We start from the raw sequence: 19,358 nt of genomic DNA, 5'->3' as shown, positions 1-19,358 counted from the left end.
TGGTCACGAGAGAGTCCCCTCGGTAGCGGGGCGGCGCCTGCGGGCCAACCAGGAGTTGAGCAACACCAGCCCGATGATCAGGATGAACATGACCCAGGCGACCGTCGCCGCCCGGCCGAGCTGGCTGTACTGCCAGCCCTGCTGGTACATGAACAGCCCCACGGTCTGGTACTGGTTCACCGAGCCGCCGTTGGGCTGCCCGCCGCCGAACAGCAGCGGCTCGCCGAACAGCTGACTCGCCCCGATCGTGGACACGATGATCGTGAACATGATGGTGGGGCGCAGTCCCGGGATCGTGACGTGCAGGAACTGCTCCCACCGGTTCGCGCCGTCGATGGCGGCGGCCTCGTACAGGTCCTTCGAGATCGACTGCATGCCAGCGAGGTAGATCAGGGCGTTGTAGCCGGTCCAGTGCCAGATCACGATCACCGAGATGGCGATCTGCGCCGTCCAGTTGCCGTTGCGCCAGTCCACCGGCTCGATGCCGACCACGCCGAGCAGCCCGTTCACGATGCCGCCGTCGCGGCCGAAGATCAGCGCGAACACGAGCGTGGCCGCCGCCACCGAGGTGGCGTAGGGCATGAGCATCGCGACGCGCAGGAAGGTGCGGCCGCGCAGCCGGTAGTTGAGCAGGTGGGCCAGGCCCAGCGCCAGCAGCAGTTGCGGCACGGTCGACAGGATGCCGATCGTGATCGTCTTCCACAGGGAGTTGTAGAAGCTGGGGTTGGAGAACAGCCAGACGTAGTTGTCGAAGCCGATCCACCGCATCCGGCCGCCGAGCCGGTAGGAGTGCAGGCTGATCCAGGCGGTGTACACCAGCGGGAACAGCCCGAAGGCGAAGAACACCAGGAAGAACGGCGCGATGAAGGCATAGGGCGCCGAGCGGCCCTCGAACGCGTAGAGACGCGAGCGCCAGGAGGGCCGGCTCGGTGTCCCGGTCGCCGGGGGCGTCCCGCGCTCCCCGGCGACCGGACGATCTACCTGCATGGTCATGCGTCAGCCGACCTGGTTCTTGACGTTGCCCACCGCCGTGCCCCATGCGGCGTCCGGCGTGGCACCCGTGGTCTCGACGGACAGCAGTGCCTGCACCATCGCGTTCTTGATCACGCCGTCCTGCGGGCCGAGGATCTGCACCGGGGCGTGCTGCGCCGAGTCGGAGAAGATCTTGCCGATGGGGGCGTTGTTGAAGTACGGGTCGGTGGTGTCGGTGACCGACGCGATGGCCTGCGTGGTGGACGGGAAGTTGCCGACCTCGCGGAAGACCCGGGCCTGCTGCTCGGGAGCGGTGAGCCAGGAGATCAGCTTGGCGGCCTCGTCCTTGTGCTGGCTGGCCTGCGGGATGCCCAGGTAGGCCCCGCCCCAGTTGCCGCCGGAGCCGCCGGGCAGCGAGGTCACGTTCCACTTGCCGGAGCCGCCGTCACCGGCCTTGCCCTTGATGTAGCCGATCATCCAGGACGGGCAGGCGATCGTGGCGAAGCTGCCGGAGGAGAAGCCCTGGTCCCAGCCGGGGTCGACGAACTGCTCGAGCTTGGCGGTGAGCCCGGACTGGCCGGCGCGCGACGCGGTGTCGAAGGCCGACCGGACCGCGGGGTTGCTGTCGAAGACCAGGTCGCCGGACTGGCCGTAGTAGATCTCCTTCTGCTGGGAGACGATCGCGTTGTAGAGGCCACCGGCGGAGTCGTGCCACGACGTGCCGGCCGGCGCGGATGCCTTGAAGCGCTCGCCGAGGGCGAGGAAGGCGTTCCAGTCCGGCATCTCGGCGGAGAGTGCGGCGGGGTCGGTGGGCAGCCCGGCCTGCTGGAGAAGGTCGCTGCGGTAGCAGATGCCCATCGGGCCGATGTCGGTGCCGAGGCCGAGCACCGCGCCGTCGGGGGTGGTGGCGGCCGGTTCCTTCCAGCTGATGTAGCGGCTGATCGCGTCGGCGGCAGGGGTGTCGCGCAGGTCGGTCCACTGGTCGGGCTGGTTGGTGACGACGTCGGAGATGCGGGCGACTTCGATGCCCTGGACGTCGGCCACTCCGCTGCCGGAGGCGAGCCGCGTCTGCAGGGCGGGCCAGTACTTGTCCTCACCCTGGGTGGACTCGTACTTGATCGTGACGCCCGGGTTCTGGGACTCGTACTCCTTGAACAGCCCGACCTCGTCGAAGCCGAAGGTGCCGAACAGGCCGACCGTGAGCTCGACGGGGCCACCGGAGGCGGCGGTGTCGGCGCTCGAACCGCCCGAGCCACCACAGGCGCTGAGCAGCAGCACTCCGCTCATGGCGGCGGCTGCCAGCGCGACTGCCGTTCTCCGTGGGGTCTGCATTGATCCTCCATAGTGATCTGAGAGCGCTCTCACGATCCTGTGTGAGCGTCTTCGTTGCGAGATGACTTTGTCAAGAGAGCGCTCTCCCGCTTCGACCGGGCCACGGTCGTACCGCGTGGTCGTGCGGGTCCCGACAGTGCGCAACGCGGTCGCCGGCGGGCGCGGGTCCCCGCCGGGCCGAGGCGGACCCGGCCATCGCCCCGCTCTGCGGGACGAGCCCGGCGTCCGCCGGTAGAGCCCGCCGGTGCTGGGCACCGGCGCAGGCGGCCGTCCGGTCCGGTCGCTGGGGGCTACCCACGGACCGGACGGCCGCGATGTCCGGTCGTCCGTCAGCCGGCCTGGTTCTTCACGTTGTTGACGGCGGTGGCCCATGCGGCGTCAGGGGTGACCCCGGCCGTCTCCACCGACAGCAGCGCCTGCGACACCTCGTTCTTGATCACGCCGTCCTGCGCGCCGAGGATCTGGACGGGCGCGGCGTTGGCCGAGTCCGAGAAGATCTTGCCGATGGGGGCGTTGTTGAAGTACGGGTCCGTGGTGCCGGAGACCTTCGCGATCCCGTCCTTCGTGGAGGGGAAGTTGCCGACCTTCTCGAAGAGCCTGGCCTGCTGCTCGGGCGCCGTGAGCCACGAGATCAGCTCGGCGGCTTCGGTCTTGTGCTGGCTGGACTCGGGGACGGCCAGGTAGGAGCCACCCCAGTTGCCGCCGGCACCGCCCGGCAGGGAGGTGATGTTCCACTTGCCGGAGCCGCCGTCACCGGCCTTGCCCTTGATGTAGCCGATCATCCAGGAGGGGCAGGCGATCGTGGCGTAGCTGCCGGAGGAGAAGCCCTGGTCCCAGCCCGGGTCGGCGAACTGCTCGAGCTTCGCGGTCAGGCCGGCCTGGGCCGCCTTCGCCGCCGTGTCGAACCGCGAGCGCAGGTCGGGGTTCGAGTCGAAGATCAGCTTCCCGTCCTTGTCGTAGTTCTTCACCGCCAGCTGCGAGGTCATCGCGTCGTAGATCCCGCCGGCGGCGTCCGCCCATGCGGTGCCGGCCGGGGCCTTGGCCTTGAAGGTCTCACCGAGAGCCAGGTAGGCGTCCCAGGTGGGAATCTGCGCGGCCAGCTGGGTGGGGTCGGTGGGGAGGCCGGCCTGCTGCAGTAGATCGGAGCGGTAACACATACCCATCGGGCCGATGTCGGTGCCGAGACCGAGTACCGCGCCGTCGGGCGTGGTGGCGGCCGGCTCCTTCCAGTCGATGTAGCGGCTGATCGCGTCGGCAGCGGGGGTGTCGCGCAGGTCGGTCCACTGGTCGGGCTGGTTGGCCACGACGTCGGCGATGCGCGAGACCTCGATGCCCTGGACGTCGGCCACACCGGCGCCGGACGCCATGCGGGTCTGGAGCGCGGGCCAGTACTTGTCCTCGTCCTGCGTGGACTCGTAGCTGATCGTGACGCCGGGGTGCGCCTTCTCGTACTCCTCGAACAGGCTCAGCTCCTGGTAGCCGAAGGTGCCGAAGAGGTTGACCTTCAGGTCGACGGGCCCGCCCGCGGCAGGCGCGTCCGTGTCGCCCGAGCCACCGCAGGCGCTGAGCACGAGAACGCTGCACGCCGCGAGCGCCGCGATCGCGACCGGCGTCCTCCGTGGGGTCTGCATTGATCCTCCAGATCGTGTGAGAGCGCTCTCACACCGTGCACAGGAGGGTCTCGGTCGGGTGACGAGTTGTCAATGCAGTGTCCTGCTGCGTGACCGAACTGTGCCGAAACGGCCCGCGGCCACCCGTACGGGCGTCTAGGCCGTCTCGCGGAGCACGAGTTCGGTGCCCATCACCATCGGTTCCAAGGGCTCGCCCCGCTCGATCAGCGTGAGCAGCCGGGTGGCCAGCGCCTCTCCCATCGCGATGATGGGCTGGCGCACGGTGGTGATGGCGGGATGGGTCGCCGAGGCCGTGGGGGAGTCGTCGAAGCCGACGATCGCGATGTCGCCCGGAACGCTGCGGCCCGTCTCGGCCACGGCCTGCAGTGCCCCGAAGGCCATCAGGTCGTTGGCCGCGAACACCCCGTCGAGACGTGGCTCGGCGGCCAGGAGGTCCAGCATCGCGCGCCGTCCCCCCGCCACCGACCAGTCGCCGTCCCGGATGCCGTGACTGCACAGGCCACTGGCCGCGACCTCGGCGTCGAACCCGGCGCGCCGGTCGATGGCCGCCGTCATGTCGAGCGGTCCGGTGATGGTCGCCAGCCGCCGCCGTCCGCGGTCGACCAGCAGCCGCACGGCCGCGCGGGCGCCACCCACGTTGTCGGCGTCCACATAGGTCAGGCCGTCGATCTCGGTGTACGGGCGGCCGGACAGGATCACCGGGACCCCGGCCTCCTGCAGTCTCCTGGGCAGGGGGTCGTCGCCGTGCAGGGACACGATGATGACGCCGTCGAGGTGGCCGCCCCTGGCGAAGCGCTCGAAGCGGTCCCGGTCGGCCTCCGTGCTCAGGATGCTGAACACGAGTTGGACGTCGTGCGCGGCGAGCACGGCGTGGGCGCCCCGCAGGACGAGGGCGAAGTGCGGGTCGCCGAAGAACCGTTCCTCCGACTCGGCCACGACGAAGGCGATCGAGTCGCTCCGGCGGGTCATCAGCGAGCGCGCGGCGCGGTTGGTCACATACGACAGCTCGGCGGCGGCCCGCAGCACTGCTTCGCGCGCGTCGTGGCCGACCGTGGTGGAGCCTGCGAGCACCCGCCCCGCGGTCGCCCGCGACACGCCCGCGCGTGCCGCCACCGACTCCAGAGTCGGTGCCGCTCGTCCCACAGGTCTCGCCGTCATGCCGAAGAGAATGGCAGGTGGGGGCGGTTCTGCGAATCCGCTTCCCCGGAAGTGCCGGTGCGCGCCCGTTGCCGGGGCCGTCGCGAGCCGCCGGCGCGGCGGTGCGAGATGCTCGGGCCGGCGCTCGAGGAAACAGGGCCTGACCGGCCGCGATGATCACATTCGGCTCGTCATGGCGGCGCGCCGAACCGTCTCCACGCTCGTTGCCCGGTGCCGGGTCCGATGGGTTGGGTTCGAGGCCCTGCTCACGGTCCACCCCGGCCTTTCACAGGAGTAGCGGAGGTCGCCGGATGAGCGACGCGACCGGTCGGTCGGACGGACCGGGCGCCGGTCTGGTCGGACGAGACGCGGAGCCCGACGTCATCCGTTCGTTCCTGCCCGACGTGGCGGTCGACGGGCGTTCCCTGCTTCTCCTCGGGGAGCCGGGCCTGAGCAAGACGACCTTGCTCGACGCGGCCGCCGAGATGGCGTCGGCGGCGGGGATGCGGGTGCTGCGGGCCGCCGGCGTGCAGTTCGAGGCCGATGTGAGCTTCGCCGGCCTGCACCAGACGCTGCTTCCGCTGCTGGAGGGGCTGGACGGGCTCTCCGTGATGCACCGTGCCGCGCTCTCCGTGGCGATGGGGTCCGGCGAGGGTCCGTCCCCGCAGCGGCGGGTGGTCGTCGAGGCCACGCTCTCGCTGCTGCGCCAGGTCGCCGGCTGCGATCCGGTCGTCGTGATCCTGGACGACCTGCAGTGGCTCGACCGGGCGAGCGCCTCGGTGCTGGGGTCCGTCGCCCGCCGGGTCGAGGGGACCAGGGTCGGTTTCCTGGCTGCGGTGCGGCCGGATGCCGGAGGCTTCTTCGAGCCGGCGGGACTTCCCGTGTACGAGCTCGAGCCGCTTGCGCGCGGGCGGCTACGGGCCACGTCAGGCGGACATCGGGGGGTCCACGCTCACCTCGCAGGAGCGCGATCGCGGACCTGGCGGCGTCGGGGCTGAGCAACAAGCAGATCGCGGAGCGGCTCTACCTGTCCCACCGGACCGTGGGTGCGCACCTCTACCGGATCTATCCCAAGCTCGGTATCACCTCGCGTGCCGCACTGCGCGACGCGCTGGACGCCGCGAACGCCCCGCCCGACGGCTGACCGGCCCGTCCGCGGCGGTGATCACCGCGAGATCCGGGTCTCCGCCCCCGGCAGGGCCGAGCCGTGGATCGCAACGATCAACGATCCCGGCGCGAGCCGGGCGTACGAGCCGCGCGACCGACCGGACCTGCCGGACCGGCCGGCGAAAGCGGGCGTCTCGCGGACCTGAAGCGGGCGACTCGCGGGTCCGAAACGGGCGACTCGCGGGTCTGGAGTGGGCGACTCGCGGAGCCGGACTCATGTGGGGGCCGGGGCCGGCTCCGGTTCGGCCCACGCGGCGTAGGAGGTGAAGGACCGCAGCGTGAGTCCGGTGCGGAACCGGTGCTCCCGCCCGCTGACGGGGTCGGTGAACTCCAGGGTGGAGGCGAGCAGCTGCAGGGGGCGGCTGAAGTCGCCGAGGGGCTTCTCGGTGAGCACGGGGTAGAAGTCGTCGCCCAGGATCGGCACACCCAGCCCGCTCATGTGCAGGCGCAGCTGGTGGGTGCGGCCGGTGTGCGGGGTGAGCCGGTAGCGGCCCAGCCGCACCCCGTCGGGCCCGTCGCGGTGCTCCAGCAGCTCGACCACGGTCTCGGCGTTGACCGGGCCGGGCTCCTCGCGGGCGCAGATGATCCCCCGCTCCTTGACGATGCGGCTGCGCACGGTGCGGGGGAGCGTCAGCTGCGGGTCGTACGGCGCGATCGCCTCGTAGGTCTTGCGGACCAGCCGGTCCCGGAACAGCGTCTGGTACGCCCCGCGCCGTTCGGGCCGCACCACGAACATGAGCAGGCCGGCCGTCACGCGGTCCAGCCGGTGGGCCGGGCTGAGCGTGGGCAGGTCGAGCTGACGGCGCAGCCGGACGAGCGCGGTCTCCACGACGTGCTGCCCGCGCGGGATGGTGGCCAGGAAGTGCGGCTTGTCCACCACGACGAGGTCCTCGTCGCGATACACGGGGGTGATCTCGAAGGGGACGGGCACCTCGGTGGGCAGATCCCGGTGGAACCAGAGGAACGACTCGGGGACGTACGGGGCGTCGGGGGCGATCGGCCCGTCCCGGTCGACGATCCGCTGCTCGCGCAGCATCGCGTCGATGCGGGCGGGGGCGACGCGCGGCAGCCGCTCCACGAGGTGGTCGCGCATCGTCGCCCACGACGCCTCGGCCGGCGTCCGCAGCCGCACGGCGTCGAGACCGTGCCGCTGCGGGAGTGGGGACCGGAGCTTGCGCCGCATCGCCCGAGCCTACGGCGGCCTCCCGGGCCCCAGCTCCGTCCCGGTACCCGAGCTCCGTTCTCAGAGCTCGGCGCGGATCCGGGAGATGATGCCGACCGTGCGGTCGGGCGGGTCGATCTGCGCGCACAGCCGGTCCATGACCGCGGCGTAGTGGTCGACGTCCCCGCGTTTGTCCAGGTACAGCGCGCTGGTGAGCTGTTCGAGGTAGACGATGTCGGGCAGGTCGGGTTCGGCGAACCGCAGGATGGAGAACGCCCCGCCCGCCGCGGCGTGGCCTCCGTGGCGCAGCGCCGCGATCTGCAGGGAGACGTTCGGCAGCTCGTTCACCTCGATCAGGTGCGTGAGCTGGGCGCTGGCGAGCTCCCGACCGCCCAGCGACCGGCGCAGTGCGGCCTCGTCGATCACCGCCCAGAGCGTGGGGGCGCCTGCCGCGGTGAGCAGCTCCTGGCGCCGCATCCGCAGCTCGACGCGCCGTTCCACCTCGTCGGGGTCGGCGTGGCCGAGCCGGGTGACGGCGCGTGCGTACTCGGCGGTCTGCAGGAGCCCCGGCACGAACTGCAGCTCGTAGGTCCTGATGAGCGAGGCTGCCTGTTCCAGTCCGATGTAGGTCTCGAACCAGCTGGGCAGCAGGTCGGCGTAGCGGTGCCACCACCCCGGCGCGTTGGCCTGGCGCGCCAGCGCCAGGAACTGGGTGCGCTCGGCACCCTCGCCCACGCCGTAGAGGGTGAGCAGGTCCGCGACGTCGCGCTCCTTGAACCCGACCCGGCCGAGCTCGAGCCTGCTGATCTTCGCGGGAGAGGCGCGGATCGCATCGCCCGCGATCTCGCGGGTGACACCGGCGGCCTCGCGCCTGCGGCGCAGCTCGCCGCCGAGTCCCAGGCGCAGGACGGTGGGTCCGCTGCCCCCGGGCCGGATGATGCTGCCGGCCGGAGCGTCCGTGCCGGTGCCGGCGTCTCCCTCGTCGGCTCCGGCGCTCTCGGGCCCGGCGTCGTCGCGCATCGCGTTCATGGCCGACCCACCTGGGTCGCCGAACCTGGTGCTGCACCGTTCATCTGCACGCGCTCCCCCCAGGAGTACCGCCACTCGCGTCCGCGCAGGTTGATGAAGAAAACAACTGTGCCGAGCCTGCGCCCTCAGGGCAACCGGACGCCCTACGCTCACCCTGCGAGATCGTCGAACTCTCCGCGGCGCACGCCTTGGATGAATGCGGCGATCTCGGCTCGTGTGTAGATGAGTACGGGGCCGGTCGGCTGCCGCGAGTTGCGCACCGCGACCATCCCCCCGGAGAGTTCGGCCAGCTCAACGCAGTTTCCGCTGGGATTGCTCACCGTGCTCTTGCGCCAATGGGTGGGGCGGGAACCTGGATGCACGTGCAGATGGTTGTGCAGAGGCACTTGCGGATGCAAGGCCGAAAAGACACGATCGTCAGGGGACGCCACCCGGCCGGGTGACGTCGCGAGGTCGGCGAGGCGGGAGAGCGCGATGAGTTACTCCTGGGGGGCGAGCGCGGCCCGAGCCGACGGTCGCCATGGCCGCGCCGCGCTCGAGGCCGTGCCGGACAGCGTTCCGCTCCTCGCCCGGGACACTCGGGTCACGCCGTCGCCGGACGTCCAGCCCACCACCGCGGCAGCAGAACGCCAGCGGGTGGCCGTGGAGCTTGCGCCCATGGTGGAAGTCTGGCAGCGCCTGCTCACCGACCACGTTCCCGACGGCGCCGGCCGGTGCCGCACCTGCACGAAGGGCGGCACCGGGCTGCCGTCCTCCCCGTGGCCCTGTTCGATCCACGGGATCGCCGACATGGCCAGGCGGCGCCACGACGCCGACCTCGACGGCTCCGGCCGTCCGGACCGCCTGTCGTCGTAGCCGGGGCACCCGCCTAGCCCTCGCCGAGGCCCGTGCCCTGGGGGCGCCAGCGCAGGTGCCGGGTGCTCGCCGTCGTCCTGCGGATGAGCTCGAGCCTGGGCCGCGGCCCATCGGTGCGACCGGTCCGGGGCATGCGGCTGCCGGCCGCGAACGGTTTCGGCCACTGGGCGGCTGTGCCCGCGTAGCCCTGCTCCGCCGCGGCGTGCAACGTCCACTGTGGATCGTAGAGGTGCGGCCTGCCGAGCGCGCACAGGTCGGCCCGCCCGGCCAGCAGGATCGAGTTGACGTCGTCCCACGAGGAGATGGCGCCCACCGCGATCACCGCCACGCCGAGCTCGCGGCCCACCTCGTTGCGGATCCGGTCGGCGAACGGTGTCTGGTAGCTGCGCCCGAACGCGGGACGCTCCGCGGCCAGCACCTGCCCGGTCGACACGTCGATCCCGGCGGCGCCGTGTTCGGCGAACGCCCGCGCGATCGCCACCGCCTCGTCGACGTCGACGCCGCCATCGTGCCAGTCGGTCGCCGAGATCCGCACCGTCATCGGACGTTCCGCAGGCCACGCCGCGCGCACGGCGTCGAACACCTCCAGCGGGAAGCGCAGGCGCCCCTCGAGGTCCCCGCCGTAGCGGTCGGTGCGGGCGTTGGCCAGCGGTGACAGGAACGACGACAGCAGGTAGCCGTGTGCGCAGTGCAGCTCCAGCACGTCGAACCCGCTGCGGGCGGCGGCGCGGGCGGCCGCGGCGAACTGTTCCCGGATCTCGTCCAGCTCCGCGGTGGTGAGCTCGCGCGGCACCGCGTTGGCGGGGGAGTACGGGATGGGGGACGGGCCGACGACGTCCCAGCCGCCCTCGGGCAGCGGCACGTCGATGCCCTCCCACATGAGCTTCGTGGAGCCCTTGCGCCCGGAGTGGCCGATCTGCACGCCGATCATCGCGTCGGTCTCGGTGTGCACGAAGTCGACCACCCGGGCCCAGGCGGCCTCCTGCTCAGGGGTGTAGATCCCGCTGCAGCCCGGCGTGATCCGGCCCTCGGGGGACACGCAGAGCATCTCGGTCATCACCAGCCCGGCTCCACCGAGTGCCTTGCTGCCCAGGTGGACGAGGTGGAAGTCGGTGGGGAGCCCGTCGTCGGCGCGGTACATGTCCATCGCCGAGACGATCACCCGGTTGCGCAGCTGCAGGTTGCCCAGGCGGAACGGCTGGAACATCGGGGGAGCGTGGTCCCCGTCGCCGGCGAACCAGCGCTCGGTGTCGGCCACGAAGTCGGGGTCTCGTACCCGCAGGTTGTCGTGGGTGACCCGGCGGCTGCGGGTGACGATGTTGAACGCGAACTGCGCCGGGTCCTGGTGCACGTAGTGGCCGATGTCCTCGAACCACTCCCGGCTGGCCTGCGCCGCGCGCTGGGTGGACAGCACCACCGGACGGCGCTCCTCCTCGTAGGCCGCCAGCGCCGCGTCGAGGTCGTCGTGCTCGTGCAGGCAGGCCACCAGCGCCAGCGCGTCCTCCATGGCGAGCTTCGTGCCCGAGCCGATGGAGAAGTGCGCGGTGTGCGCCGCGTCGCCGAGCAGCACGACGTTGCCGCTGCGCCAGGTCGCGGTCGTCACGGTCGGGAAGGCGAGCCAGCGCGAGTTGTTGCCCGTGAGCTTCGCGCCGCCGAGCAGGTCGTCGAAGAGATCGGCGACGGCGGCGATGGACGCGGTGTCGTTCTCTCCCGGAGCGAGGTCGAGCGCCGAGATGCCGGCGAACGCCCGCCGCCAGACGTCCTCGTGCATCTCGACGATCACCGTGCTGGCGTCGGCGCTGTAGGGGTAGCCGTGCAGTTGCACCACGCCGTGCGGCGTCTCGCGGATGTCGAAGGTGAACGCCTCGAGCACGCGGTCGGTGCCGAGCCACATGTACCGGCTGCGCCCGCTGCTCACCGCGGCGCCGAAGTCGCCTGCCGCGCGGACGGCGGAGTTGGCCCCGTCGCTCGCGATCACCAGGTCATGGGAGGCGCGCAGGACGTCGAGGTCGGGAGCGGGGGTGCGGAAGTGCACCGTGACACCCACCTCGACGCACCGGCGCTGCAGGATGGCGAGCAGCTCCCGGCGGCTCATCGCGGAGAACCCGTGACCGCCCGACGTCGTGACCGTGCCCCGGAAGTGCACGTCGATGTCGTCCCAGCGCGCGGTGTGGCGCTGCATCGCGGCGAACACCGCCGGATCGGCGTGCTCGATGCCGCCCAGCGTCTCGTCGGAGAAGACCACGCCGAAGCCGAAGGTGTCCTCCGCCGCGTTGCGCTCCCACACCGTCACCTCGTGGGACGGGTCGAGCTGCTTGGCCAGCGCGGCGCAGTACAGCCCGCCCGGTCCGCCGCCCACCACCGCGATCCGCATGGTCCTACCGTCCTTCGCCGTCGTCGTGCCAGGCGCGTTCACGGAGCACGAAGCGCTGCAGCTTGCCGGTGCTGGTCCGCGGCAGTACCGGCACGAACTCGACGAGCCGTGGGTACTTGTAGGGCGCGATCACCTGCTTGGCGAAGTGCTGCAGCGCTTCGGCGCCCGTGGTGGCGCCGTCGCGCAGCACCACGTAGGCCGTGACGACCGCACCGCGCTGGGGGTCCGGCGTGCCGATCACGGCGCAGTCGAGGACGTCCGGGTGGCCGAGCAGCGCCTGCTCGACCTCCGGACCGGAGATGTTGTAGCCGGCGGAGACGATCATGTCGTCGCTGCGGGCGAGATAGGTGAAGTAGCCGTCCGCGTCCCGCACGAACGTGTCGCCGGTGTGGTTCCAGCCGTGCCGCACGTAGTTCTCCTGGCGGTCACCGTCGAGATAGCGGCAGCCGGTGGGGCCCTGCACCGCGAGGTGGCCCGGCGTGCCGTCGGGTACGGGGTTGCCGTCGTCGTCGAGCACGGCGGCCCGGAATCCGGGCACGGCGCGGCCGGTCCGGCCCGGGCGGATGTCGTCGTCGGCGGCGGAGATGAAGACGTGCAGCATCTCGGTGGAGCCGATCCCGTCGATGATCCGGAGACCGGTGGCGTCGTGGACCGCGTGCCACACGGCCGCCGGGAGCGCCTCGCCGGCGGAGACGGCCCGGCGCAGGCCCGCGAGCTGGTGGATCCGGCCGGAGGCGAGCACCGCCCGGTACGCCGTGGGCGCGGTGAACAGCACCGTGGCGCCCTCCGCGGCCACGGCCTCCGCGAGCTGGTCGGGAGTGGTGCGGTCGATCAGCACCGAGCTCGCCCCGGCATGGAGCGGGAACACCACCAGACCGCCGAGGCCGAACGTGAACGCGACCGGCGGCGTGCCGATGACGACGTCGTCGGGGCGCATCCGGATGACGTGGCGGGAGAACGTGTCGGCGATGGCGAGGACGTCGCGATGGAAGTGCATGGTGGCTTTCGGGCGGCCGGTGGTGCCCGAGGTGAAGGCGAGCAGGGCCACGTCGTCGGCGGCCGTGTCGACGGGGGTGAACCGGCCGTCCTTCGCGGCGCTGCGCACGGTCAGCTCGGCGTCGCCCGCGTAGCAGACCGCGGGCAGGCCGGGCGGCAGGGCGTCGGCGTAGGCGTGGTGGCACAGCGCCAGCGAGGGCCGGGCCATGTCGGTGATCGTCGCGAGCTCGCCCGCGCGCAGCATCGGCATCGTGGTGACCACGACGCCGCCTGCGAGCAGCACCCCGAGCCAGCAGGCCACGATCCACGGTTCGTTCGGCCCGCGCAGCAGCACGCGGTTGCCCGGAACGAGGCCGAGGTCGTCGATGAGCACGGCGGCGATCCCGGTGGCGTGGCGGCGCAGGTCGCCGTAGCTCCACTCCTCACCGGAGCCGCGGACGCAGCGCTGCTCGTCGGGCGGACCGGTGAGCAGCGCCCTGGCGGCGTTCAGGCGGCCGGGGTACTGCAGCTCCGGCAGGTCGAACCGCAGCTGCGGCCACTGCTCACGAGGTGGCAGGTGGTCCCGGCAGAACGGGTCCGTGAGTGCACTGCTGACCCCGGTCATGGGTGGCACCTCCTCCCCCTGACCGAGTATGGCGGCACGGTGACGAGAGTCAAGCAAGCGGCACGGGTGACGGTGCCGATATCGTGTTTGCGTGACCGCCGTCGACAACGCGCCCGTTGTGGGCGCCGTGCAGCCGCGGCAGCTGATCGTCACGCTGTACGGCCTCTACGCCCGCGACGACGGCGGACGGCTCTCGGTGGCGGCGCTCGTGCGGCTGCTGGCCGGGCTGGGGGTGGAGGAGGCCGCCGTGCGCTCGTCCATCTCGCGGCTCAAGCGGCGCGGCCTGCTCGCCCCCGACCGTCGCGACGGCAGCGCGGGCTACGTCCTCACTCCGGCGGCGCGACAGATCCTCGACGACGGCGACGCGCGGATCTTCGGGCGGCGCCGGGCCACCGCGGCCGATGGCTGGGTGCTCGTGGTGTTCTCGGTGCCGGAGTCGGAGCGGGAGAAGCGCCACGCGCTGCGCTCGCAGCTCTCCCGGCTCGGGTTCGGCACCGCCGCCCCCGGTGTGTGGATCGCCCCGGGTCACCTCGCCGACGAGGTGATCGACGTGCTGCGCCGCCTCGGCCTCGACGGGTACGTCCAGGTGTTCCGCGGCGAGCACCTGGCGTTCGAGGCCCTGTCGGCCACCGTGGGCGAGTGGTGGGACCTCGACGGGCTGCGTGACCTCTACGCCGCGTTCCTCGACCGGCACCGCCCGGTGCGGGCGCGCTGGGCCCGGCGGCGCACCCCGGACGGGGCCGCTGCGTTCGCCGACTACGTGCGGCTGGTGACCGACTGGCGACGGCTGCCCTACGCCGACCCCGGTCTGCCGCCGCACCTGCTGCCCCCACGCTGGAACGGCGTGCGTGCGGCCGAACTGTTCGCGGAGCTCGCGGATCTCCTGGCCGAACCGGCGCGCGTGTACGCCCGTGAGCTCATCGCGGGTGGTGATACCGCCACCGCAGGACGGTGACTGCTCAGGTCCGGGCAGGCGACTCGGCGAGCAGGGCCTGCCGGACGGTTCCCACCAGCCAGATCATCGTGAACGGGATGACCGTGACGTTCTTGATCGCGAGCAGGATCGCCCAGTAGAGGGGGCCGACCGGAGTCAGTGCCGGGACGAGCTGTTCCGGCACGAGGTCGGCCAGCGCGAACAGCGCGGCGATCAGCATGACCTGCAGCAGCAGGCTGCGCGGATGGTGTGCCGCGAACGCCCGCAGCCTGCGCCCGATCCCGGCTCCGTCGAGCGCGCTGATGGCGGGCTCGCGGGTGATGGCGAGCCGGACGACCAGTGCGACGAACACGATCCGCACGGCCAGGGTGGTCACCTCCAGGGTGGTGCCCAGGAGCGGGTCGCGCGCTCCCAGTTGGCCCGTGAAGCGCTCGATCGCGGGAATCGCACCGAGGCTCACGACCATGACCACGTGGCGGCCGAAGAAGCCGAGTGCCCAGCGAGGCACCGCCAGTGCCGTCCGGATGTATTTCAGCATGCCGAAAGGTTTAGCATGCTGAAAGACTTTCGTCCATCCCGTCGACGTCACGGAGGATGAACCCATGAGCGAGATCTCCGACCCTGCGCAGTGGGGTCGACGGCTGAGCACCGCCGTCGTGATGTTCCACGAGGCGGTCGGCGCCCGCCTCGGGCTGAGCGCCGTCGACCAGCGGGCCCTCGCCCTGGTTCGGCAGGAGGCGCCGCTCACCGCGGGCAGGCTCGCGCAGCTGACCGGGCTGAGCCCCGGCGCCGTCACCGGGCTCGTCGACCGGCTGGAACGCGCCGGGCACGTCCGGCGCGGCGCCGACCCGAGCGATCGGCGCCGTGTCCTCATCTCGCCGGTGCCGGGCAGCCGGCTCGAGCCCGGCGACGCGTTCGCCGAGCTGGGCCGGGACATGGCGAGCGTCATGGCGAAGTACGACGAGCGTGAGCTGGCGGTGATCGCCGACTACGTCAAGAACACGATCGACGTGCTGGAACGCCAGACGCGCCGGCTCGGGGACGACGGCGGTCGCTGAGTGGTCAGCCCTCGCCGGGCAGCACCGCGATGCCCTGCAGCTCCACCAGCGCCTCGGCGTCCCACAATCGCGTGACGCCCACGCCCGCCGAGGCCGGGTACGCGCTGCCGACCAGCCTCCGCCACACCCCGCCGATCTCGCGGGCCCGGGCGCGGTAGGCGTCGATGTCGACGATGTAGATCGTCAGCTGGGCCAGGTGTTCCGGGCCGCCGCCCGCGGCCCGCAGCGCGACGAGCAGGTTCGTCAGCGCCTGCTCGAACTGCGCCACCAGCCCGCCCGCGACGATGGTGCCGTCGGCGGTGAGACCGGTCTGGCCGGCCAGGAACACCGTGCGGCCGGTGGCCACCACGGCGTGCGAGAAGCCGGATGGTCGCGCCAGCTCGGGCGGGTTGACGCGTTCGATCACGGCTGTCCTGCTCTCGTCGGGTGCTTCATGACTGCACGGCTCCACCGTCGACGTTGATGCTCTGCCCCGTGATCGCCCCGCTCGCCACGCACAGGAGCACGGCATCGGTCACCTCGTCCGGGGTGATGAGCCTGCCGATGGGCTGTCGGCCTTCCAGTGCCGCACGGGCCTGTTCGGGGCTTCGACCGGTGAGCGCGCTGATCGACGCCACCGTGGCGTCGGTCATCGGCGTGTCCACGTAGCCCGGGCAGACGGCGTTGACCGTGACGCCGGTGGTGGCGAGCTCCGATGCGGCCGAGCGGACGAGCCCGAGCAGCCCGTGCTTGCTCGCCGTGTAGGCCGAGATGTAGGGGTCGCCGCGCTTGGCCGCCATGGACGCGACGGCCACGACGCGGCCGAAGCCCTGCTCGACCATGGCGGGCACGGCCCGGCGCAGCAGCCGGAACGGTGCGGTGAGGTTGAGGTCGAGAGCGTGCTGCCAGTCGGCGTCGGTGGTGCGGTGCAGCGGGGCGGACGTGCCGGCGCCCGCGTTGAGCACGAGCACCTCCACCGGCCCCCAGGCCTTCTCCACCTGGGCGAACACGCGCTCGGCGGCGTCGTGGTCGGTGACGTCGGCCGGCACGGCGAGCGTGGGCCCCGGCAGCTCGGCGGCCAGCGCCTCCAGCTCGCCCGCGCTGCGGGCGGTGAGCGCGACGCGGTGCCCGGCTGCCGAGAGCCGCCTGGCCACCGCCGCCCCGATCCCGCGGCCGGCTCCGGTGACCAGGCAGCATCGGGGGTCGTCCACCGGTGGAGCTTGTCAAGCGGCGGTGACGGCCGTCAACATCGCAGCATGCGGATCGACGAGTTCACCGACATCGGCTACGTGGTGGAGGACGACAACCACGCCGTGATCACCATCGACCGGCAGGAGCGGATGAACTCCTTCCGCGGGCGCACCGTGGACGAGCTGATCTCCGCGTTCAAGCACGCGTGGGCGGACCGGCGGGTGGCCGCGGTGATCCTCACCGCCGCCGGTGACCGGGCGTTCTGCACGGGCGGCGACGTGAAGGAGCGCGCGGAGACCGGCGGCTACGGCGAGACCGAGTGGGGGACCTTCGAGATCGAGCGGCTGCACCGGATCATCCGGGACATCCCGAAGCCGGTGATCGCCGCGGTCAACGGCATCGCGATCGGCGGCGGTCACGTGCTGCACGTGCTCTGCGACCTCACCGTGGCGGCGGAGCACGCGACGTTCGCGCAGGCGGGGCCGCGCGTCGGCTCCTTCGACGCCGGCTTCGGGTCGGCCTACCTCGCCCGGGTGGTGGGGGAGAAGCGAGCGCGGCAGATCTGGTTCCTGCTCGACCGCTACGACGCCGCCACCGCCGAGCGCTGGGGCCTGGTCAACGAGGTGGTGCCGGCCGCCGAACTGCTCGACACGGCACGGGCCTGGGCCCGCAAGATCGGCTCGTACTCGCCGACGGCGCTCAAGTTCCTCAAGCACTCGTTCAACGCCGACAGCGACCACATCAGCGGCATCTCCCACCTCGCCTTCGACGGGCTCGAGGAGTACGCCCACGGCGAGGAGGGTATGGAGGGCGCACGAGCGTTCGCCGAGAAGCGGCCGCCGGACTTCTCCCGCTTCCGCTGAGAGGAGCGCCGCCGCGCCGGGAGCACGGCGACGCCGCGAGGACGCACCCGGGGGCCTCGGGTGCCGGGCTGCGGTCCCTGGTGGGATGACGCCGACGTGATGGGCGCAGCTCTGCGCGCGAGGTGGGGGGAGAACGCATGGCTACGGCCGAGGCCGCTACGAGGCGGACCGGGGTGGGCACGTGGTGGCGTGACGCCGTGGTCTACCAGCTCTACATCCGCAGCTTCGCCGACGGCAACGGCGACGGGATCGGCGACATCGCCGGCATCCGCGCCCGGCTCGGGCATCTGCGTGACCTCGGCGTCGACGCGGTGTGGATCAACCCGTGGTACCCGTCGCCGATGGCCGACGGCGGTTACGACGTGGCCGACTACCGCGCCGTCGAGCCGGTGTTCGGCACCGAGGAGGAAGCGGCGGCGCTGGTGGACGAGGCGCACGCGCTCGGGCTGCGGGTGATCCTCGACATCGTCCCCAACCACAGCTCCGACCGGCACGTCTGGTTCCAGGAGGCGCTGGCCGCGGCCCCGGGTTCTCCCGAGCGCGCCCGCTACCACTTCCGGCCCGGCCGGGGCCCCGGCGGCGCCGAGCCGCCCAACGACTGGCGCAGCGTCTTCGGCGGCACGGCCTGGACCCGCGTGACGGACGGCGGCGAACCGGGGGAGTGGTACCTGCACCTGTTCGACGCGGCGCAGCCCGATCTCAACTGGGCCGACCCGCGCGTGCGCGAGGAGTTCGAGTCGATCCTGCGGTTCTGGTTCGACCGTGGCGTCGACGGGTTCCGGATCGACGTGGCGCACGGCCTGGTCAAGTCGGACGGCCTGCCCGACCTGGGCGGGGACGACGAGAACATGCTGGCCCCTGTCGAGCGCACCGACCATCCGCACTGGGACCGCGACGGCGTGCACGAGATCTACCGCGGATGGCGCCGGGTCGCCGACTCCTATCCCGAAGGGCGCGTGTTCGTCGCGGAGGCGTGGGTGGACTCGCCCGAACGGCTCGCGCGCTACCTGCGGCCCGACGAGCTGCACACCGCGTTCAACTTCGACTTCCTGCGCACGCCGTGGGACGCCCCGGCGCTGCGCAAGGCGATCGACCACTCGCTCGCCACCGTCGCCGAGGTCGGTGCGCCGCCCACCTGGGTGCTGTCCAACCACGACGTGGTCCGGCACGTCTCGCGGCTGGGCAGGCCGGCCACCAACGGGGCGGGCCACTCGTTGTCGGACCTGGCCCCGGCCACCACCCTGGACCTCGATCTCGGGCGGCGGCGCGCCCGCGCAGCCGCCCTGCTGATGTTCGCCCTGCCCGGCGGCGCGTACGTCTACCAGGGCGACGAGCTCGGGCTGTGGGAGGTGGAGGACCTGCCGGAGAAGGTGCTGCAGGACCCCACCTGGGAGCGCTCCGGGCACACCGACCGCGGGCGCGACGGCTGCCGGGTGCCGCTGCCGTGGTCCGGGACGGCCCCGCCGTTCGGGTTCAGCCCGGCCGGGGCCCAGGCCGCGCCGTGGCTGCCCCAGCCCGCCGACTTCGCCTCCGTCACGGTGGAGGCGGAGCAGAGCGATCCCGGGTCGATGCTGAGCCTGTACCGGGCGGCGCTGGCACTGCGCCACGAGCACCCGGCTCTCGGCGAGGGGGAGTTCACGTGGATGCCGAGCGGGCCGGACGTGCTCACGTTCTCCCGCGGCGCCGGCTTCGTGTGCGTGGTGAACCTGTCGGACGCGCCCGTGCCGCTCCCGGCCGGGGCGACCGTGCTGCTCGCGAGCGACCCGGACATCACGGACAGTGAGCTCCCGTCGGACGCGGCGGCCTGGCTCAGCGTCTGACGCGGGACGCCCGGCGGCCGGCCGACCGGTCGCCGGGCGCGGCGCGGGCTACCGCGCCACCGAGATGGTGATCGTCTCCTCGGCGGCGCCGGCGTCCATCTCGGCGATCTTGGCCTGCAGCGGGTCGCGCTCTCCCGAGCCCGGGTCCTCCCACACCATCCAGGGGCGGATGCCGCCCTGGTAGGCGGCCTCCAGTGCGGTGCGCTCCTTGACCGTGTCGGCAGGCTGCCAGAACCCCCGATGCCGGAAGGCCA

General features: G+C 72.2%; 18 protein-coding genes and 2 pseudogenes. 7 read left to right on the top strand and 13 right to left on the bottom strand.

Features of this window, described 5'->3' with window-relative positions:
- Positions 1-3: 3 nt before the first annotated feature.
- The 4 genes from AC5L35_RS25270 to AC5L35_RS25255 form a co-directional block, all read right to left on the bottom strand.
- Positions 4-993, bottom strand: coding sequence for a carbohydrate ABC transporter permease (locus AC5L35_RS25270; RefSeq protein WP_495062179.1), 990 nt, complete (start codon positions 991-993; stop codon positions 4-6).
- A gap of 3 nt (positions 994-996) precedes the next feature.
- Positions 997-2,304, bottom strand: a complete 1,308-nt coding sequence (locus AC5L35_RS25265; protein WP_495062178.1) for an extracellular solute-binding protein — start codon at positions 2,302-2,304, stop codon at positions 997-999.
- Between the two features lie 329 nt (positions 2,305-2,633).
- Positions 2,634-3,935, bottom strand: coding sequence for an ABC transporter substrate-binding protein (locus AC5L35_RS25260; RefSeq protein WP_495062177.1), 1,302 nt, complete (start codon positions 3,933-3,935; stop codon positions 2,634-2,636).
- 135 nt (positions 3,936-4,070) lie between these two features.
- Positions 4,071-5,093, bottom strand: coding sequence for a LacI family DNA-binding transcriptional regulator (locus AC5L35_RS25255; protein WP_495062176.1), 1,023 nt, complete (start codon positions 5,091-5,093; stop codon positions 4,071-4,073).
- A gap of 152 nt (positions 5,094-5,245) precedes the next feature.
- Here AC5L35_RS25255 and AC5L35_RS25250 point away from each other — a divergent pair, with 152 nt between their 5' ends.
- Positions 5,246-6,070: an AAA family ATPase gene (locus AC5L35_RS25250; RefSeq protein ID WP_495062175.1), complete on the top strand. Its 825-nt coding sequence runs from the start codon at positions 5,246-5,248 to the stop codon at positions 6,068-6,070.
- Positions 6,043-6,216 (top strand): annotated as a pseudogene (locus AC5L35_RS25245) (response regulator transcription factor); the annotation flags it as partial. The gene AC5L35_RS25250 and the pseudogene AC5L35_RS25245, both read left to right, overlap by 28 nt.
- A 237-nt stretch (positions 6,217-6,453) precedes the next feature.
- Here AC5L35_RS25245 and AC5L35_RS25240 read toward each other — a convergent pair.
- From AC5L35_RS25240 to AC5L35_RS25230, 3 genes are all read right to left on the bottom strand, one after another.
- Positions 6,454-7,422: an RluA family pseudouridine synthase gene (locus AC5L35_RS25240; protein ID WP_495062174.1), complete on the bottom strand. Its 969-nt coding sequence runs from the start codon at positions 7,420-7,422 to the stop codon at positions 6,454-6,456.
- Positions 7,423-7,482: 60 nt separating this feature from the next.
- The gene (locus tag AC5L35_RS25235) at positions 7,483-8,430 is read right to left on the bottom strand and encodes a Sco1979 family transcriptional regulator (protein WP_495062173.1); all 948 of its coding nucleotides are present in this window, start codon (positions 8,428-8,430) and stop codon (positions 7,483-7,485) included.
- Positions 8,431-8,579: 149 nt separating this feature from the next.
- A complete protein-coding gene (locus AC5L35_RS25230; protein WP_495062172.1) occupies positions 8,580-8,816 on the bottom strand; it encodes a DUF397 domain-containing protein in 237 nt (78 codons plus the stop codon).
- Positions 8,817-8,904: 88 nt separating this feature from the next.
- Between AC5L35_RS25230 and AC5L35_RS25225 the strand changes: the two genes are divergently transcribed.
- Positions 8,905-9,285, top strand: coding sequence for a hypothetical protein (locus AC5L35_RS25225; RefSeq protein ID WP_495062171.1), 381 nt, complete (start codon positions 8,905-8,907; stop codon positions 9,283-9,285).
- A gap of 13 nt (positions 9,286-9,298) precedes the next feature.
- Here AC5L35_RS25225 and AC5L35_RS25220 read toward each other — a convergent pair whose 3' ends face one another.
- Positions 9,299-11,659, bottom strand: coding sequence for a bifunctional salicylyl-CoA 5-hydroxylase/oxidoreductase (locus tag AC5L35_RS25220; protein ID WP_495062170.1), 2,361 nt, complete (start codon positions 11,657-11,659; stop codon positions 9,299-9,301).
- Positions 11,660-11,663: 4 nt separating this feature from the next.
- On the bottom strand, positions 11,664-13,259 hold the full coding sequence (locus tag AC5L35_RS25215) for an AMP-binding protein (RefSeq protein ID WP_495062169.1): 1,596 nt from the start codon (positions 13,257-13,259) through the stop codon (positions 11,664-11,666).
- Between the two features lie 91 nt (positions 13,260-13,350).
- Between AC5L35_RS25215 and AC5L35_RS25210 the strand changes: the two genes are divergently transcribed.
- Positions 13,351-14,214 carry a PaaX family transcriptional regulator gene (locus AC5L35_RS25210; protein ID WP_495062168.1) on the top strand — a complete coding sequence of 288 codons (864 nt, stop codon included), beginning with the start codon at positions 13,351-13,353 and terminating at the stop codon, positions 14,212-14,214.
- A gap of 4 nt (positions 14,215-14,218) precedes the next feature.
- Here the strand turns inward: AC5L35_RS25210 and AC5L35_RS25205 are convergent, their stop codons facing one another.
- Complete coding sequence (locus tag AC5L35_RS25205) at positions 14,219-14,731, bottom strand: hypothetical protein (protein ID WP_495062167.1); 513 nt, start codon at positions 14,729-14,731, stop codon at positions 14,219-14,221.
- A 64-nt stretch (positions 14,732-14,795) separates the two neighbouring features.
- On the opposite strand from AC5L35_RS25205, the gene AC5L35_RS25200 reads away from it, so the two are divergent.
- On the top strand, positions 14,796-15,251 hold the full coding sequence (locus AC5L35_RS25200) for a MarR family winged helix-turn-helix transcriptional regulator (RefSeq protein ID WP_495062166.1): 456 nt from the start codon (positions 14,796-14,798) through the stop codon (positions 15,249-15,251).
- Between the two features lie 4 nt (positions 15,252-15,255).
- On the opposite strand, the gene AC5L35_RS25195 is transcribed toward AC5L35_RS25200, so the two are convergent.
- Positions 15,256-15,654: a RidA family protein gene (locus AC5L35_RS25195; protein ID WP_495062389.1), complete on the bottom strand. Its 399-nt coding sequence runs from the start codon at positions 15,652-15,654 to the stop codon at positions 15,256-15,258.
- Positions 15,655-15,682: 28 nt separating this feature from the next.
- A complete protein-coding gene (locus AC5L35_RS25190; RefSeq protein WP_495062165.1) occupies positions 15,683-16,441 on the bottom strand; it encodes an SDR family NAD(P)-dependent oxidoreductase in 759 nt (252 codons plus the stop codon).
- 45 nt (positions 16,442-16,486) lie between these two features.
- Here AC5L35_RS25190 and AC5L35_RS25185 point away from each other — a divergent pair, with 45 nt between their 5' ends.
- Entirely contained in the window at positions 16,487-17,284 is a 798-nt protein-coding gene (locus AC5L35_RS25185) for an enoyl-CoA hydratase-related protein (RefSeq protein ID WP_169398856.1), read from the top strand.
- A gap of 137 nt (positions 17,285-17,421) precedes the next feature.
- The gene (locus AC5L35_RS25180) at positions 17,422-19,104 is read left to right on the top strand and encodes a glycoside hydrolase family 13 protein (RefSeq protein ID WP_495062164.1); all 1,683 of its coding nucleotides are present in this window, start codon (positions 17,422-17,424) and stop codon (positions 19,102-19,104) included.
- Positions 19,105-19,152: 48 nt separating this feature from the next.
- Here AC5L35_RS25180 and AC5L35_RS25175 read toward each other — a convergent pair.
- Positions 19,153-19,358, bottom strand: a pseudogene (locus tag AC5L35_RS25175) (hypothetical protein); the annotation flags it as partial.

It is taken from the genome of Pseudonocardia sp. OZ21 (assembly GCF_059359135.1).
This window is presented reverse-complemented; position numbering and strand designations above follow the sequence as displayed.

Bases quoted from the DNA above. Each gene is read 5' to 3' on its own strand.
- AC5L35_RS25205 (WP_495062167.1), bottom strand. From the start codon at position 14,731: ATGCTGAAATACATCCGGACGGCACTGGCGGTGCCTCGCTGGGCACTC.
- AC5L35_RS25250 (WP_495062175.1), top strand. From the start codon at position 5,246: ATGATCACATTCGGCTCGTCATGGCGGCGCGCCGAACCGTCTCCACGC.
- AC5L35_RS25260 (WP_495062177.1), bottom strand. From the start codon at position 3,935: ATGCAGACCCCACGGAGGACGCCGGTCGCGATCGCGGCGCTCGCGGCG.
- AC5L35_RS25240 (WP_495062174.1), bottom strand. From the start codon at position 7,422: ATGCGGCGCAAGCTCCGGTCCCCACTCCCGCAGCGGCACGGTCTCGAC.
- AC5L35_RS25225 (WP_495062171.1), top strand. From the start codon at position 8,905: ATGAGTTACTCCTGGGGGGCGAGCGCGGCCCGAGCCGACGGTCGCCAT.
- AC5L35_RS25220 (WP_495062170.1), bottom strand. From the start codon at position 11,659: ATGCGGATCGCGGTGGTGGGCGGCGGACCGGGCGGGCTGTACTGCGCC.
- AC5L35_RS25265 (WP_495062178.1), bottom strand. From the start codon at position 2,304: ATGCAGACCCCACGGAGAACGGCAGTCGCGCTGGCAGCCGCCGCCATG.
- AC5L35_RS25215 (WP_495062169.1), bottom strand. From the start codon at position 13,259: ATGACCGGGGTCAGCAGTGCACTCACGGACCCGTTCTGCCGGGACCAC.
- AC5L35_RS25200 (WP_495062166.1), top strand. From the start codon at position 14,796: ATGAGCGAGATCTCCGACCCTGCGCAGTGGGGTCGACGGCTGAGCACC.
- AC5L35_RS25270 (WP_495062179.1), bottom strand. From the start codon at position 993: ATGACCATGCAGGTAGATCGTCCGGTCGCCGGGGAGCGCGGGACGCCC.
- AC5L35_RS25235 (WP_495062173.1), bottom strand. From the start codon at position 8,430: ATGAACGCGATGCGCGACGACGCCGGGCCCGAGAGCGCCGGAGCCGAC.
- AC5L35_RS25180 (WP_495062164.1), top strand. From the start codon at position 17,422: ATGGCTACGGCCGAGGCCGCTACGAGGCGGACCGGGGTGGGCACGTGG.
- AC5L35_RS25255 (WP_495062176.1), bottom strand. From the start codon at position 5,093: ATGACGGCGAGACCTGTGGGACGAGCGGCACCGACTCTGGAGTCGGTG.
- AC5L35_RS25185 (WP_169398856.1), top strand. From the start codon at position 16,487: ATGCGGATCGACGAGTTCACCGACATCGGCTACGTGGTGGAGGACGAC.